This window comes from Kitasatospora sp. Ki12, assembly GCF_054601375.1.
This window is the reverse complement of sequence record NZ_BAAIHT010000002.1, coordinates 2,683,327-2,698,416: the sequence shown is the minus strand read 5'-3', so window position 1 is coordinate 2,698,416 and position 15,090 is coordinate 2,683,327. Positions and strand designations below refer to the sequence as shown.

Below are 15,090 nucleotides of genomic sequence, written 5' to 3'. Positions count from 1 at the left end.
TCGGATCGGCTCGGTCGCGGACAGACCCGAGCGCGGCCGGGGGAAGGGGAGTCGCCGGTGGTCAGCCGAGTCGGAGGGCGGTGCGCAGCACGTGCCAGGCGTCGTCGGGCTCGACCGGCACGCCGTGGGTGTCGTCCCAGGCCGGCATGTAGGAGAAGCCGTACAGGACGACCAGGATCAGGTAGGCGAGGGATTCCGCCGGGTAGGACGGCGTGATCTCCCGTTCCTCCTGGGCTCTGCGCACGCTCGTCACCATCTCCCGGCGGATGTCGCCGAAGAGGCCGTCCGGGTCGCCCTCGCAGCGGTCGCAATCGGCGGCGAGCCGGAGGGCGGCCCGGAAGCGGACGTTGGTCTCGAACTGTCCGCGCATCCGGCCGATGAGTTCGGTGAGCGCGGCTCCCGGCGACGGGCGGGGGAGTTCGGCGGGGGGAGCGTCCCGGAGCCGCTTCCAGTGTTCGACGCTCTCGTCGACCAGCGCGGAGGCGAGCTGGTGCTTGGAGCCGAAGTGCGCGTAGAGCGCACCCTTCGTCATGCCCGTCCGGGCCACCACGGCCTCGACCTTGGTGGCCGTGAAGCCGTGGACGGCGAACTCCTCGGCCGCGGCGTCCAGTACGCGTTCACGGGTCAGCCATGCCCGGGCCTGTTTCACCACCGTGGCAACCTCGTCACTCTGTTCACCCCTAGAAACCTACCTATGCGAAGGTTTGTTGTCGAGGGTAGCGGACCCCGGGGGCCCGGTCGGCCGTCCGGCGGGTCACCCGCCCGACGGACGGCCAGTGATGACGGACCGTCAACGACCGTCGGCGGGGCTCACCGTCCGTCCGGGGCGGGCGGGCCGAGCACGGTGTCCGCGTACTCGGCGGCCGCCGCCGCCGGCCCCAGCGCGCCGTGGGTGGCCGCGGTGGTGATGTCCCGCCAGTAGCGTTGGAAGGGGGAGCCGTCGCGGTGGACGTGCGAGCCGGCGGCGTGGAAGAGGCGGTCGACCGCGGCGGCGCACCAGCGTACGGCCGTGACGGCGTCCCGCCGGTTCTCGGCGACCAGCAACGGTGTCACCTCATCGTGGTCGGCGCGCCGGGCGGCCCGTTCCAGCAGCAGCCGGGCCGCCGCGATCTGCGCCGAACTCTCGCTCAACGCCTGGTCGGAGGCCGCGCTGCGGACCGGCCGCGGGGTGACCGCGGCGGCGCGCCAGGCGTCCAGCGCGCCCTGCGCCGCACCCGCCACCGGCGCCGCGAACATCAGCGTGCCGGCCAGCTGCACCGGGACCCGGTGGCAGCGGGCCGCGTCCGTCGCCACCGGGTGCGCCAGATCGGCCATGGTGAAGGAGAGCCGCTCGGGGACGAAGGCCTCCGCCACCTCCACCGCGTGGCTGCCCGTCCCGCGCATGCCCAGGCTGCGCCAGGAGTCCAGGACGGTCCAGTCGGCCCTGGGCACGGCGAGGATCCGGTGCTCGGGGCGGTCCGGCGCTCCGGTGCGGCTCGCCAGCAGCAGCCAGTCGGCGTGGTCCACGCCGCTGGCGGTGTCCCAACGGCCGCTGAGCAGCCAGCCGCCCGGCACCGGGACGGCCCGCCCGCGCGGGGGCATGATGGCCGTGGCGATCGGCACGTCGGGGGAGTGGCCCCACAGCGCCTTCCGGCCCTCCGCCGGGAGGTAGGAGGCGAGCCGCCCGTGCGCGGCGAACAGGGTGGCGCACCAGGCGGTGGACGGACAGGTCCGCCCCACCGTCGCCGAGGCGTCGAGCAGCGCGGAGAAGGTCCCCGCGGTGCCGCCGAACTCCCGTGCCACGAAGTGCCGGAGGAACCCGGCGGCGGTGATCCCGGCCATCGTCTCCGCGCCGAGCCGGCGCCGCTCCTCCAGGGCGGGCAGGTCGCGCTCGGCCGCCCGGACCAGCCGGTCGACGGCCCCGGCGGGGAGCTCCGCGGCCGTGGGCTCGGCGGCGGGGTCCTCGGCGGCGCGGATCTCGGCGGCGCGGTTCTCGGCGGTGGACCCGCTCACCGGGCGTCCCGGCGGGCCGTCGGGTCGTCCACCGGCTCGTACCCGAGCAGGGCCGAGGCGAGGGGCGTGCCGCCCTGGACGGCGGTGACCTCCGTGGTCCCCGCCGCCGGACCGGGGCGCGCGGTGACGGTCACCGGCACGTCCGGCTCCCCGAACGCGGTGAAGGCGGCCCGGATCCGGGCCGGGTCCTGCGGAGCGCCGGTGGCGTGGGCGGCCTGCCGGAACGCCTCCAGCAGCACCATGCCCGGCACGTGGTCGGAGGGGTGGTCGAAGAGCACCGGGTGGTCGGGGGCGGGGGCGAGCAGGAACTCGCCGGGCGCGCCCTGCGGGCCGCGGGCGAGCAGCACGTGCCGGTCGTCCGGGTAGCCCGCCACCCAGGGGGCGAGCCGCCAGGACTCCCCGGCGGACGGGCCGGTCGGCCGGGCCGCCGTCCGCCGGGCGCGGTCGCGCACCAGGGCGTAGAACTCGGGGTGCCGGACCTCCCAGCGGAAGCCGCCCCGGCCGAGCGGCACGCCGTCGACGGACACCACGGCGTCCAGCGCGAGGCCGGTGCGGTGCGGGGTGGTCAGCGTCCGGGTGTGGACGGCGTCGAGCAGGACCTGCTGCGGTCCGGCGGGCCGGTGCGTCGAACCGGCCCGGGTCAGTTCGAGGTCGAGGGAGTCGAGGACGAACGGGTGGCCCTGCGGAACGCCGTGGAAGCGGTGGGACAGGTGGATCAGCGCCTGGCGGACCGTCTCGACCAGCAGCAGCGGGTCGACCGGCAGGCCCGCCCCGCCGTGGTGCAGGAAGCGGTGGCGGTGCCAGACGGCGGCGACCCGGAACCGGTCGTCCCCCGTCCGGGCGGCGTCGGTGAGCAGGACCTCCGCCGGCGCGGTCTTGTGGACGGCGGCGGCCGGCAGCCGGTGGCGGAACGAGAGCCGGCGGTCGCGCGCCGCCGGCGCGGTCGTCGGCAGGTACCTTGGCGATGCGGTGATGCTGGACATTACGAGCACGTCTCCCCGTCGGTGAGCCGTTCCCTAAGGTGGTGCCACCCCGCTCCGGACGCGGGTCACCCCCCAGGTGGCCGTTGATCACGGCCCGAAAATATACCTGGGAGAAGGTATATAGCCAGGATCGACGGGATGCGAGAGAGGAACAGAGAACAGTGAGCCAGAGCAAGAGCGCCGCCACCGAGCCGCTGTGGCCGGCGCTGCGCACCGGCGCGACCGGGCCGTTCCTGCGCCAGGAGCGCGCCGAGCGCACCAGGGAGCAGATCCTGCACTGCGCCGCGCGGATCTTCGCCGAGCGCGGTTACGAACGGACCGGCATCAAGGACGTGGCCGACGAGGTCGCCATGACCAAGGGCGCGGTCTACTTCCACTTCCCCAACAAGCAGGCACTGGCTGTCGCCGTGGTCGAGGAGCTGTACTCGCGCTGGCCGGTGACGCTGGAGGCGGTGCGGGGCAAGGGCCTCTCCCCGCTGGACACGGTGATCGAGATGTTCAACGCGGCCACCACCGCGTTCCTCGAGGACCCGATCATGCAGGCCGGCACCCGGCTGCAGAACGAGCGCGCCGCCATCGACGTCGAGCTCCCGCTGCCGTACGTGGACTGGACGAACCTGATCTCGATGCTGCTGCGCGAGGCCGCCGCGCAGGGGCAGTTGGCGGAGCACGTGGACCCGGACGTGGCCGCCCGGGTGGCCGTCGCGGCCTTCTTCGGGTCCCAGCACATCTCCGACAACCTGTACGCCCGCGCCGACTTCGCGGAACGCTGGCGCGAGGTCCGGGACACCCTGTTCCCGGCGCTGCGCGCCCGGCCGGCCGCCACCCGCGGCACGACCGGCACCCGTGGCCCGGCGGGTGGCCGCGCCGCGGCCGGCACCCGTACCGCCCGAAGCGTCACCCCCAGGTGACCCGAGCCCCCGAGGAGCCCCCCGTGGCCCTGCCCACCCGTCTGGCGTTCAGCGACGTCGACGAGACGCTGATCGACTGCAAGAGCATGTTCGACTTCCTCGACCACTACCTCGGCGCCCGGTACGGCAGCGAGGGCGTCCGGCGCGGCCGTCGGGTGCGGGAGGAGCTGACCGCCCGGGCCGCCGCCGGGAGCCCGCGCGAGGAGAACAACCGCGCGTACTACCGGGAATGGGCCGGGGAGCCGGCCGAGTCCGTCGCCGCGGCCGGCCGCGCGTGGTTCGCCGAACGGGCCGCGGAGCCGGACTTCTACATCGCCGCCGTCCGGGACGCCCTGACGGACCATCGGGCGGCGGGCGGTGCGATCGTGCTGGTCTCCGGCTCGTTCCCGGCGATCCTCGACCCCATCGCGGCGGACATCGGCGCGGCGCACCTGGTGTGCAGCCGCCCCGAGGTGCGCGGGGGAGTGCTCACCGGCGGGCTCGTCGGCGAGCCGGTCATCGGGGAGGAGAAGCGCCGGGCCGTGCGCGCCCTGTACGAGGCCCACCCGCAGGTCGATCCGGCGGACTGCTACGGCTACGGGGACCACGCCTCCGACCTGCCGATGCTCACCGAGGTCGGGCACCCGGTGGTCGTCGGCGACCCGGGGCTGGCCGAACTGCTACCCGGTGCCCGGCTGTTGCTGCTCGACGGCGCCCCCGCCGGAGGCTGAAACGGGTGGGCGCGGTGGCCGTCGTGTGACGGTATTGCTGCCGTACGTTACGCGCTCGTTAAAATACCTTCCCAGAGGTATGTTCGTGTGTCACGATCACGATGGAGCATTCGGCAGCGGCCGTCGTGGAGCCACCCGGAGGTCCGTGCCGACGAACCCGCCCCCACGGGCGTCGTCGGCCGGCCGGGTCCTCGGCGGCCCGCGCCGGTGCGCCTTTGGCCTGTCTCGACGAGGAGACGACCCAGCAGACCCAGGGAAAACGGGGCGGTACTTCCCCAAGGCGGGTGGTGCCGGTACGACGCACCGCCCGTCCGACCGCCCTCCCGCGACGCACGCCAGAGGACTCGCCGTGAAGAAAGAGACCGTCAGCGACAGCGCCGAACCGCCCTTCACGTCCCGGCCCGGTTTACCGTCCCCGGCGGCCGGTCCGGTGGCCAGTCCGGCGACCGGCCAGGTAGCCGGTTCGGTGGCCCGGGAGGCCGGTGCCGTGACCCGGGAGCCCGGCCCGGTGGCCCCGGAACCCGGACCGCCGCCGTCCCAGGAGTGGGCGCCGGCCCTGTCCGAGGTGGTGCCGGTCCCGGTCGCGGCACTGCTGCCCGCCGACTCGCCGCGCACCGGCGGAGAGGACCCGGAGCACCTCAGGGCGTTGGCCGAACTCGACCGGGACCTCCCGCCGATCATCGTCCACCGCCCCAGCATGCGGGTGATCGACGGCATGCACCGGCTGCGGGTGGCCGCCGCCCGGGGCCGGTCCGTCATCCCCGCCCGCTTCTTCGAAGGCTCCGAACGCGACGCCTTCGTCCTCTCCGTCCAGAGCAACACCCGCCACGGCCTCCCGCTGTCCCGGGACGACCGCACGGGCGCCGCCAGGCGGATCCTCACCTCGCACCCCGAGTGGTCGGACCGGATGGTCGCCTCCGTCGCCGGGCTCTCCACCAAGGCGGTGCGCGAGCTGCGGCGCAGCGAGAGCGGCACCATCCCGCACGCCGCGGCCCGGGTCGGCCGGGACGGGCGGGTCCGGCCGCTGGACGGCACGCTGGGCCGGCGGCGCGCCGTCGAACTGATCAGCGCCAACCCCCGGGCGTCGCTGCGCGCGATCGCCGACGAGGCGGGCATCTCCCCGGGGACGGTCCGCGACGTCCGGGAGCGGCTGCGGCGCGGCGAGGACCCGGTGCCCACCGGGCGCCGCACGGCCCGGCCCGCCTCCCAGACCCGCCCCGCGTCCCCGCCGGGCCAGGCCGCCGGCGGCCGGCGCACCGGCCCCGGCCCGCAGCAGCCCGGCCAGGACCTCGCCCGCGTCATGGAACGGCTGATGAGCGACCCGGCGCTCCGGCTCACCGAGAGCGGCCGCCATCTGCTGCGGATGCTCACCAGCAGCCTCCTCCCGGCCGATCAGCGCGACCAGCTGGCGCGCAGCATCCCGCCGCACTGCGCCGGCCGGGTCTCCCAGCTCGCGCTCGAATGCGCGGCGGCCTGGCGGGAGTTCGCGCACCAGGTGGAGACCGCCCGGCCGGAGCCGGACCTCGACCTAGGTCCCGGCCCTGGCCCTGGCCCGGGCCCTGGTCCCGGCGCCGATCTCGGTGCCGAGCGGCCGTCGGCCCCGCAGAGCACGGTGGGGAGGGCCGGTGTTCCGGCAGCCGTCTGACCCGGTGCGCCGCCGCCCGGCCGGCGGCGCACCGCCCCCGGCCGGGGCGTGCAACCAGGGACGGTCCGCAGTCGCACAGCCGCTCGCCCCGGTCGGCGGCCCGGGTGGCGGTTTCGACGAGGGCGGCTTCGACGAGGGCGCGGGCGGGGGAGCGGACGGCGGCCCGGTCACCCTGCTCGGGCTGCACCCGGCCGGCGGCAGTACGGCGTTCTTCTCCGGCTGGCAGCGGGCGCTGGGGGAGCGGGTGAACCTCGTCCCGGTCCGTATCCCCGGGCGGGACCCGGCCGGCGGCCACTGCCGGCAGGGGCTGCCCCGGCTCGTCGCCGAACTGGAACGCGACCTCGGCCCGCTCCTGGAACGGCCCTACCTCCTGTACGGGCACAGCATGGGCGCCCTGCTCGCCTACCGGCTCACCCGCCGCAGGGCCGAGCACGGGCGCAGGCTGCCCGAGCGGCTGCTGGTCGGTGCCTACCCGGCGCCCCACCTGCCGCACCCGCTGCGCCGGGCGACGCGGCTCACCGACGCCGAACTCGTCTCCTGGCTCGTCGACTTCGGCTCGCTCCCGGCCGCCCTGCGCGCGGACACCAGCTGGCTGAGCGAGCGGATCGCCCTGGTGCGGGCGGAGATCGGCCTCTGCGCGGGCGATTCCGAGGGCTTCACGCACCGGCCGCTGCCGTGCCCGGTCGAGGTGTTCGCCGGGCGGGACGACCCGCTGGTCTCGGCCGCGGACGCGGCCGCCTGGGCCGAACACGCCGACGGGGGTTTCGCGTTGCACCCGGTCCCGGGCGGGCATTTCTTTCCGAGGGAATCCAAGGACGCCTTCTTCGGCCGTCTCGGCGGCCTGATCGCGCCCTTGGCCGCGGTCTGAACGAGCCTTTCCGGCGGGAAAGCCGGGTGCGTCCCGGGTGCGTTCCGGGCGTGATCCGGGGGGCATTCCGGGCTGGGTTCCGAGCAGGGTTCCGGGGCGGTCCCGGTATGCGCCTCGGAAGCGGCTCCCCCACCCGGCGCGGGTGTTTTCCACCGAGTGGAATCCACTGCTTGCGTGACGGCGTGGGCGGCGGGCAGAGTTCTCCGTACCGGGTCGAACTCCACGGGAAACAACGGGAGTTCGGATGCCGAGGGGGTCGGGGCGAGAAGCCAGCCGCCGGCCGTGCCTCCCGTCCCGCACCGCCGCCCGGCACCGTTCCGGGCGAGCCGCTCTCCCCGTGCCCGCGCCGTCGGCACCGAGGCCCTTCCGCCCGGTCCGCCCGACGCCGCCCGTCACGCCCCGCACCGTCACGCACGGCCCGTCACGCCCCGCCCGTCATGCCCCACCCATGAGGAAGGAGGTCGCCATGCCGCACGCGCACACCCCGGCCGACGCCGTCCAACTGCTCACCCCGGACGGCGAGCGGAAGCACCACCCCGACTACCCGCTCGATCTGACGGACGATCAACTCCTCGGCCTCTACGAGTCCATGGTCCGCGCCCGCCGGATCGACGCCGAGGGGGTGCTGCTCCAGCGCCAGGGCGAACTCGCCCTCTGGCCCTCGCTGCTCGGCCAGGAGGCGGCCCAGATCGGCTCCGCCCTGGCGCTCGACGACGAGGACCACGTCTTCCCCAGCTACCGCGACCACGGCGTGGCGCTCGCCCGGCAGGTCGACCCCCTCGACCTCTTCGCACTGTTCCGGGGCACCACCAACGGCGGCTGGGACCCGAGGGAGCACAACTTCCACCTCTACACCCTCGTCATCGGCGCCCAGACGCTGCACGCCACCGGCTACGCGATGGGCGTTGCCAAGGACGGCGCCGACACCGCCGTCATCGTGTACTTCGGCGACGGCGCGACCAGCCAGGGCGACGTCAGCGAGGCCTTCAACTTCGCCGCCCTCAACGACGCCCCGGTCGTCTTCTTCTGCCAGAACAACCAGTGGGCGATCTCCGAGCCCACCGAGAAGCAGAGCCGGGTGCCGATCCACCGGCGGGCGGCCGGCTTCGGCTTCCCCGGGATCCTGGTGGACGGCAACGACGTGCTGGCCTGTCTGGCCGTCACCCGGCAGGCACTGCGGCGCGCCCGCAGCGGGCAGGGCCCGACGCTGATCGAGGCGTTCACCTACCGCATGGGCGCCCACACCACCTCCGACGACCCCTCCCGCTACCGCGACGCCGAGGAGGTGCGCGCCTGGGAGCTGAAGGACCCGATCACCCGCCTCCGGGCGCACCTGCTGGCCGACGGCCGGGCGGACGAGGAGTACCTCGCCCGGGTCGACCGGGAGAGCGAGGAGGCGGCCCGGGCCGTCCGCGCGGCCGTCCGGTCGATGGCCGCGCCCCCGGCGGAGGCGATGTTCGGCCACGTCTACGCGGACGGCCACGCCCTGGTGGCGGAGGAGGCCGCGCAGTTCGCGGCCTACACCGCCGCCCTCGCGACCGCGGAAGGGGTCTGAGATGGTGGCGACGAACCGCGATCCGGCCGCAGGGCCCGCCCGCACCCTCGCCCAGGCGGTCAACTCGGCCCTGCGCGCCGCGCTGGAGGAGGACCCCAAGGTCCTGGTGATGGGCGAGGACGTCGGCAGGCTCGGCGGCGTCTTCCGGGTGACCGACGGCCTGCAGAAGGACTTCGGCGACGGCCGGGTGATCGACACCCCGCTGGCCGAGTCCGGCATCGTCGGCACCGCGATCGGCCTGGCCTTGCGGGGCTACCGACCGGTGGTGGAGATCCAGTTCGACGGCTTCGTCTTCCCCGCCTTCGACCAGATCGTCACCCAGCTGGCGAAGCTGCACGCCCGCTCGAACGGCCGGCTCACCCTGCCGGTGGTCATCCGCATCCCGTACGGCGGCGGCATCGGCGCGGTCGAGCACCACAGCGAGTCCCCCGAGGCGCTGTTCGCCCACGTCGGGGGAGTGAAGGTGGTCTCGCCGTCCAACGCGGCCGACGCGCACTGGATGCTCCGGCAGGCCATCGCCGGGAACGACCCGGTCGTCTACTTCGAGCCCAAGCGCCGCTACTACGACCGCGCCCCGGTGCCGCCCGCCGCCGAACTGCCCCTGCACGCCGCCCGGGTGGTCCGGCCCGGCCGGGACCTGACGCTGCTCGGCTACGGGCCGACCGTGGCGACCTGCCTGGAGGCGGCGGCGGTCGCCGCCGAGGACGGCGACAGCCTGGAGGTGGTCGACCTGCGCTCGGTGTCCCCGATGGACTTCGACACCATCGAGGCCTCGGTGCGGCGCACCGGGCGGCTGGTGGTCGTGCACGAGGCGCCGGTGTTCTTCGGCGCCGGCGCCGAGATCGCGGGCCGGATCACCGAGCGGTGCTTCCACCACCTGGAGGCGCCGGTCCTGCGGGTCGGCGGCTACCACATGCCGTACCCGCCGGCCGCCTTCGAGGAGTCGTACCTGCCGGACGTGGACCGCGTCCTGGACGCCGTCGACCGCGCCCTGGCGTACTAGAGGAGAGGAACCGTGACCACAACCGCGCAACGCGTCCGCGAGTTCCCCCTGCCCGATGTGGGCGAGGGGCTCGTGGACGCGGAGATCCTCACCTGGCACGTCCGGCAGGGCGACCGGGTGACGGACGGCCAGGTCGTCTGCGAGGTGGAGACGGCCAAGGCCAGCGTCGAACTGCCGATCCCGTACGACGGCGTGGTGCACCGGATCCACGTCGAGGCGGGGACGACGGTCGCGGTGGGCGCCGTCATCATCTCCGTCGACACCGGGGCGGACGGCCCGGAGGGCCCCGACGGCCCCGGTGCGCCCGCGGCCGGAACCCCGGACGCCGAGGCGCCCGAGGCCCGGCAGCCGGTCCTGGTCGGCTACGGCGCGGCTCCCGGGCGGTCCGGCCACCGGCCCCGCCGGCGGAACGGGACGCCGGCGCCCACCCCGGCGGCACCGGCCGCCCCGCCCGCTCCGGCCGCGCGCACCGAGCGGCCCGCCGCCAAGCCGCCCGTCCGCAAACTGGCCAAGGACCTCGGCGTGGACCTGGCCGCGGTCGTCCCCACCGGCGCCGACGGCGTGGTGACCAGGGCGGACGTGCACGCGGCCCACGACGCACCGCCCGCTCCCGTCCCCGCACCCCCGGTGGCCGTCGCCCCGGCCCCCGCACCCCCCGTGGCCGTCGCACCCTCCCCGAGCGGGGGCGAGACCCGCATCCCGGTGAAGGGCGTGCGCCGGGCCACCGCCCGGGCGATGGTCGCGAGCGCCTTCACCGCCCCGCACGTCACCGAGTTCGTCACCGTGGACGTGACCCGCACCATGACCCTGGTCCGGGAGCTGAAGCAGGACCCGGAGCTGGCCGGCCTGCGGGTGAGCCCGCTGCTGCTGGTGGCCAGGGCGTTCCTGCTCGCGATCCGGCGGCACCCGGAGGTGAACGCCCGCTGGGACGAGGAGAACCAGGAGATCGTCCGGACGGACCGCATCAACCTGGGCATCGCCGCCGCCACCGAGCGCGGTCTGCTCGTTCCCAACGTCAAGGACGCGGGCAGTCTGACGCTGCCGCGACTCGCCCGAGCGCTGGGGGAGTTGGTCACCACGGCCCGCGAGGGCAGGACGACCCCGGCCGCGCTGGCGGGCGGCACGGTGACCCTCACCAACATCGGCGTCTTCGGGGTGGACACCGGGACGCCGATCCTCAACCCCGGCGAGTCGGCGATCCTCGCCTTCGGCGCCGTCCGGGAGCGGCCGTGGGTCCACAAGGGCGAGGTCCGGCCCCGGCAGGTCACCACCCTGGCGCTCTCCTTCGACCACCGGCTGGTCGACGGTGAGCTGGGGTCGAAGGTGCTGGCCGACACCGCCGCCGTCCTGGAACACCCGAAGCGCCTGCTCACCTGGGCCTAGCCGGACGACCGGGCCCAGTCGACTCCGAGCCCGGCCGGACCGGGCCCGTCGAACCCGGGCCCGGCCGTACCGGCCCGGCCGACTCTCCGAGGGAAGCCATGACTGACACCGCAGCGCAGACCCGCCCCCGTCGCGTCACCGTCGACGACTACCTGGGGCCGGGAGAGAAACGTTTCTTCGGTGAGGGCTACAAGCGCGCCCACCAGCGACTGACGGACATCCGGGTCAGCGGCGGCCCGGACGGCACCGGCTCCGTCCGCGCCCTCGCCTCCGTCCGCTACCCGGACGACTGGTCGAAGAAGGGCAAGCACAACCAGCGCCCGCACCTCAGCAGCATCGACGTCCTGCTGCTGGCCGGCGAAGCCGCCGAGGTCCACCTCGCCCACGTCCTGGGCCTGGACGCCGAGCAGCGCGGCACCGCGCGGCTGCGCCGGGTCCGGATGAAGGCCGGCACCAGCCCGGTGGAGGAGGAACTCGACGAGTTCCCGGTGGCGGCGACCGTCACCGAACTCCCCGGCGCGAGCCCCGACCCGAGCCGACGGGTGTCCGCCGTCGACTGCCAGGTCGGCGCCCTGCGGGCACGCCTGGAGATCGAGCACCCGGCCGGCGCCGCCCGCACCGAGCCCGGCTCGTACGCCGACCCCGACGAACTGCTCGGCAGCGCCGCGCTGCGCCCGTACGGGGCGGCGCACCGGAGCAAGTACCAGGTGATCGAAGGACTCTCGGTCGACTTCCCGGCGAACTCGGCCGCCGCCACGGTCAGTTCCCGGTTCCGGTCGGACCAGGACCTCCCGGTGCGCGGGCTGGAGGGCTACAGCCACCGGGCGACCTCGATCCTCGACGTCTTCGTCGCGGCCATCCAGCTCGGCCAGATCCTGCTCTACGAGATCGACGGCGTCCCGCGCTCGGAGAGCAACACCCTCTGGATGCGGCAGACCGTGCTCGACATCGGCGACCCGCGGCAGCCGGTCACCGTGCCCGACCGGCTCACCGTGCGCCTCGACGATGCCGAACTGCTCACCTCGCGCGACGGCGAGACCTGGCGGCTGGTCGACATCGTCGGCGGCTTCCGCCACATGTCGGTCCGCTGCTCGGCCGCCCACCGGCTGCCGTGACGACGCCGCCTCCCGCTGCCCCCCACCACCTCCTTCGGACGCCGACCGTGGAAAGGACCCCGAACATGACCGATCGACTCCGCCGCGCCACCCCCGGAGGCCGGTCATGAGCCGGGCCGCCGTCCTCGCCGGCCTCGGCGCCATGGTGCCGGAGCGGGCCGTGGACAACGAGGAGATCTCCCGGCTGGTCGACACCAGCGACGAGTGGATCCGGACCAGGACGGGCATCAGCCGCCGCTACTGGGCCGCCCCCGGCACCGCCACCGGCGACCTCGCCGTGGTCGCCGGCCGGCGGGCGCTGGAGTCCGCCGGGGTCGACACCGTCGACCAGGTGATCCTGGCGACGAGCACGCCCAACCGGCCGATGCCCGCGACCGCCCCGGAGGTCGCGGCCGCACTGGGACTCGCCGGGGTGCCCGGCTTCGACCTGTCGGCCGCCTGCGCCGGCTTCATCTACGGCCTCCACTCCGCGGCGGGCGCGATCGCCGCCGGGTTCGCCGAACGCGTCCTGGTGATCGGCGCGGACATCTGGTCGACCCGGCTGGACCCGGGGGACCGGGCCACCGCGATCATCTTCGGCGACGGCGCCGGCGCGGCGGTGCTGCGCGCCGGGGACGCCACCGAGCCGGGCGCCCTGACCGGCTTCGACCTCGGCAGCGACGGTGCCAACCGCGACCTGGCCTTCCTGCCCGCGGGCGGGTCCCGGCAGCGCTCCGAGCGGGCGCCGCTGCGCGAGGAGGACAACTACCTCGCCATGCGCGGGAAGGAGATCTTCACGCACGCGGTCTCACGGATGGCGGGCTCCTCGGAGACGCTGCTGAAGCGGATCGGCTGGACCGCCGAGGACCTCGACTGGTTCGTCGGCCACCAGGCGAACGTCCGCATCCTGCACACCGTGGCCGACGTGATGGACGTGCCGCGCGACCAGGTGGTGGTCCACCTCGACAAGGTCGGGAACACCTCGGCCGCCTCGATCCCGCTCGCCCTCACCGACGCGGCCGCCGAGGGCCGGCTGGAGCCCGGCCAGAAGATCCTGCTGACCGCGTTCGGCGGTGGCCTGAGCTGGGGCTCGGTCGCCCTCAGCTGGCCCGACATCAAGGTGACCGGCATCGAGACCGCCTGATCCGGGCCTTCCCCTTCCCCTGCTACCTCCCTCCCGAGCTGTGTGAAAGGACCGACGATGGACCGCATCACCGAGCGCATCCTGACCATCCTGCAGGACAAGTTCTCCCTGGACGGCGAGCTCACCGCCACCACCGCCTTCTCCGACCTCGACCTCGACTCCCTCGTGCTGCTGGAGCTGTCGGTGATCCTGGAGCGCGAGTTCGGGGCCCGCGTCCCCGAGGACGAGATGGCCGAGGCGGGCAGCGTGGCGGGCCTCGCCGCCCTGATCTCCGCCCGCACCGCCGCGGTCTGACTCCCGCCCTCACCCCGCCCCTTCCGACACCCCTCCGACTTTTCCGATCAACAGGAGTCACCGATGACGCTGAAGAACCGCTCGGGACAGCCCGTCGAGCAGGCCCACATCGACGCCCTCCGCGCCGCGGTCCGCGGCGAGGTGTTCGCCCAGGACGACGAGGGGTACGCCCAGGCGCGGCTGGTGTGGAACGGCTACTTCAACCGCCGCCCGGGCCTGATCGTGCGCTGCGCGGGCGCCGCCGACGTGGTCGACGCGGTCCGCTTCGCCACCGAGCACGACATCCTGCTGGCCGTGCGCAGCGGCGGCCACAGCTACCCCGGGCACTCGACCATCGACGACGGCCTGGTCGTCGACCTGAGCCGGCTGAAGGGCATCCGGGTCGACCTGCAGCGCGGCGTCGCGATCTGCGAGCCGGGCCTGCTGCTCGCCGAACTCGACGACGAGACCTACCGGTTCGGGCTCGCCGTCACCGGCGGCCAGGTGTCCCACACCGGCATCGCCGGGCTGACGGTCGGCGGCGGGATCGGCTGGCTGTGCCGGGCCCAGGGGCTCACCGTGGACAACCTGGTCGCGGCGGACGTCGTGCTGGCCGACGGCGAGGTACGGCGGGCGAGCGCGGAGGACGACGCCGACCTGTTCTGGGCGATCCGCGGCGGTGGCGGCAACTTCGGCATCGTCACCTCCTTCGAGTACCGGCTGCACCCGCAGGGCGCCTGCCGCACCGGCGTCGTGGCCTACCGCGCCGCCGACCACGCGGCGGTGGCCCGCGGCCTGTCCGCCTTCGCCGCCGCCGCCCCGGACCGGCTGGCCCTGGCCGCCGGGTTCTTCGACCTGGAGGACGGCTCGACCGGCATCGCCGTCCGCTACGTCGACACCGCGCCGGCCGAGGACACCGACGCGCTGATCGACGCCCTGGCCGCGTTCGGCCCCGAGCCGGTGCTGCGGACCACCGAGACCCTCCCGTACCCGAAGGTCCAGCAGCTGGCCGACGCGGACATGGCCCACCACCGCCGCTATTACACCCGCTCCTTCATGGTCGACACCGTGACCGAGGAGGCCCTCGCCACCCTGATCGAGGGCTACCGGAGCCGGAAGTCGGAGCTGTCCCAGATCGGCCTGATGCTCCTCGGCGGCCAGGTCGCCCGGGTTGCCCCGGAGGCCACCGCCTTCCCGCACCGCGACCCCGGCTTCCTGGTCACCCTGCTCGGCGGCTGGACCGAGGAAAAGGACGACCGCGCCAACACCGACTGGTGCCGCTCGGTCTACGACACCCTGCAGCGGTTCACCTCGGGCGGCGTCTACGTCAACGAACTGGTCGACGAGGGCGAGCGCCGCATCCTGTCCGCCTACGGCGAGGACCACTACCGCCGGCTCTCCGAGCTGAAGGCGAAGTACGACCCCAACAACGTCTTCCGGGTCAACCAGAACATCAAGCCCGCCAAGCCCGCCGAGCCCGCCCGGGCCTGAGCCGGAAGGAACCCCGGAAACGAAAAGAACCCCAGACG

At 74.6% G+C, this 15,090-nt stretch carries 14 protein-coding genes; 11 read left to right on the top strand and 3 right to left on the bottom strand.

Annotation, left to right across the window (positions count from 1 at the left end; genetic code table 11):
- Positions 1 to 61: 61 nt before the first annotated feature.
- From ACYP53_RS29540 to ACYP53_RS29530, 3 genes are all read right to left on the bottom strand, one after another.
- Entirely contained in the window at positions 62 to 652 is a 591-nt protein-coding gene (locus tag ACYP53_RS29540; protein WP_189921057.1) for a TetR/AcrR family transcriptional regulator, read from the bottom strand.
- A 158-nt stretch (positions 653 to 810) separates the two neighbouring features.
- On the bottom strand, positions 811 to 1,992 hold the full coding sequence (locus tag ACYP53_RS29535; protein ID WP_459649631.1) for an acyl-CoA dehydrogenase family protein: 1,182 nt from the start codon (positions 1,990 to 1,992) through the stop codon (positions 811 to 813).
- Positions 1,989 to 2,975 carry a ScbA/BarX family gamma-butyrolactone biosynthesis protein gene (locus ACYP53_RS29530; protein WP_459649630.1) on the bottom strand — a complete coding sequence of 329 codons (987 nt, stop codon included), beginning with the start codon at positions 2,973 to 2,975 and terminating at the stop codon, positions 1,989 to 1,991. Before ACYP53_RS29530 ends, ACYP53_RS29535 begins: the two co-directional genes overlap by 4 nt.
- Positions 2,976 to 3,136: 161 nt before the next feature.
- Between ACYP53_RS29530 and ACYP53_RS29525 the strand changes: the two genes are divergently transcribed.
- The 11 genes from ACYP53_RS29525 (at position 3,137) to ACYP53_RS29475 (ending at position 15,052) form a co-directional block, all read left to right on the top strand.
- Entirely contained in the window at positions 3,137 to 3,886 is a 750-nt protein-coding gene (locus ACYP53_RS29525) for a ScbR family autoregulator-binding transcription factor (protein WP_459649629.1), read from the top strand.
- A 23-nt stretch (positions 3,887 to 3,909) separates the two neighbouring features.
- Positions 3,910 to 4,596 (top strand): HAD family hydrolase, encoded by a 687-nt coding sequence (locus tag ACYP53_RS29520; protein WP_459649628.1) that lies wholly within the window; start codon positions 3,910 to 3,912, stop codon positions 4,594 to 4,596.
- A gap of 487 nt (positions 4,597 to 5,083) precedes the next feature.
- Positions 5,084 to 6,241 carry a winged helix-turn-helix transcriptional regulator gene (locus ACYP53_RS29515; RefSeq protein WP_459649627.1) on the top strand — a complete coding sequence of 386 codons (1,158 nt, stop codon included), beginning with the start codon at positions 5,084 to 5,086 and terminating at the stop codon, positions 6,239 to 6,241.
- Entirely contained in the window at positions 6,222 to 7,109 is an 888-nt protein-coding gene (locus ACYP53_RS29510) for a thioesterase II family protein (protein ID WP_459649626.1), read from the top strand. The genes ACYP53_RS29515 and ACYP53_RS29510 overlap by 20 nt, the downstream gene beginning before the upstream one ends.
- A 448-nt stretch (positions 7,110 to 7,557) precedes the next feature.
- On the top strand, positions 7,558 to 8,664 hold the full coding sequence (gene pdhA / locus ACYP53_RS29505) for a pyruvate dehydrogenase (acetyl-transferring) E1 component subunit alpha (protein ID WP_189921046.1): 1,107 nt from the start codon (positions 7,558 to 7,560) through the stop codon (positions 8,662 to 8,664).
- Between the two features lies 1 nt (position 8,665).
- Positions 8,666 to 9,667, top strand: coding sequence for an alpha-ketoacid dehydrogenase subunit beta (locus tag ACYP53_RS29500; protein ID WP_189921044.1), 1,002 nt, complete (start codon positions 8,666 to 8,668; stop codon positions 9,665 to 9,667).
- Positions 9,668 to 9,679: 12 nt separating this feature from the next.
- Positions 9,680 to 11,050 (top strand): dihydrolipoamide acetyltransferase family protein, encoded by a 1,371-nt coding sequence (locus ACYP53_RS29495; RefSeq protein WP_459649625.1) that lies wholly within the window; start codon positions 9,680 to 9,682, stop codon positions 11,048 to 11,050.
- 98 nt (positions 11,051 to 11,148) lie between these two features.
- Positions 11,149 to 12,165 carry an AvrD family protein gene (locus ACYP53_RS29490; protein ID WP_459649624.1) on the top strand — a complete coding sequence of 339 codons (1,017 nt, stop codon included), beginning with the start codon at positions 11,149 to 11,151 and terminating at the stop codon, positions 12,163 to 12,165.
- A gap of 106 nt (positions 12,166 to 12,271) precedes the next feature.
- Complete coding sequence (locus ACYP53_RS29485; protein ID WP_459649623.1) at positions 12,272 to 13,288, top strand: beta-ketoacyl-ACP synthase III; 1,017 nt, start codon at positions 12,272 to 12,274, stop codon at positions 13,286 to 13,288.
- A 57-nt stretch (positions 13,289 to 13,345) separates the two neighbouring features.
- Entirely contained in the window at positions 13,346 to 13,582 is a 237-nt protein-coding gene (locus tag ACYP53_RS29480; RefSeq protein WP_189921036.1) for a phosphopantetheine-binding protein, read from the top strand.
- Between the two features lie 63 nt (positions 13,583 to 13,645).
- Positions 13,646 to 15,052, top strand: coding sequence for an FAD-binding oxidoreductase (locus ACYP53_RS29475; protein WP_459649622.1), 1,407 nt, complete (start codon positions 13,646 to 13,648; stop codon positions 15,050 to 15,052).
- Positions 15,053 to 15,090 lie beyond the last annotated feature (38 nt).

Bases quoted from the DNA above. Each gene is read 5' to 3' on its own strand.
- ACYP53_RS29530 (WP_459649630.1), bottom strand. From the start codon at position 2,975: ATGTCCAGCATCACCGCATCGCCAAGGTACCTGCCGACGACCGCGCCG.
- pdhA (WP_189921046.1), top strand. From the start codon at position 7,558: ATGAGGAAGGAGGTCGCCATGCCGCACGCGCACACCCCGGCCGACGCC.
- ACYP53_RS29500 (WP_189921044.1), top strand. From the start codon at position 8,666: ATGGTGGCGACGAACCGCGATCCGGCCGCAGGGCCCGCCCGCACCCTC.
- ACYP53_RS29490 (WP_459649624.1), top strand. From the start codon at position 11,149: ATGACTGACACCGCAGCGCAGACCCGCCCCCGTCGCGTCACCGTCGAC.
- ACYP53_RS29485 (WP_459649623.1), top strand. From the start codon at position 12,272: ATGAGCCGGGCCGCCGTCCTCGCCGGCCTCGGCGCCATGGTGCCGGAG.
- ACYP53_RS29480 (WP_189921036.1), top strand. From the start codon at position 13,346: ATGGACCGCATCACCGAGCGCATCCTGACCATCCTGCAGGACAAGTTC.
- ACYP53_RS29475 (WP_459649622.1), top strand. From the start codon at position 13,646: ATGACGCTGAAGAACCGCTCGGGACAGCCCGTCGAGCAGGCCCACATC.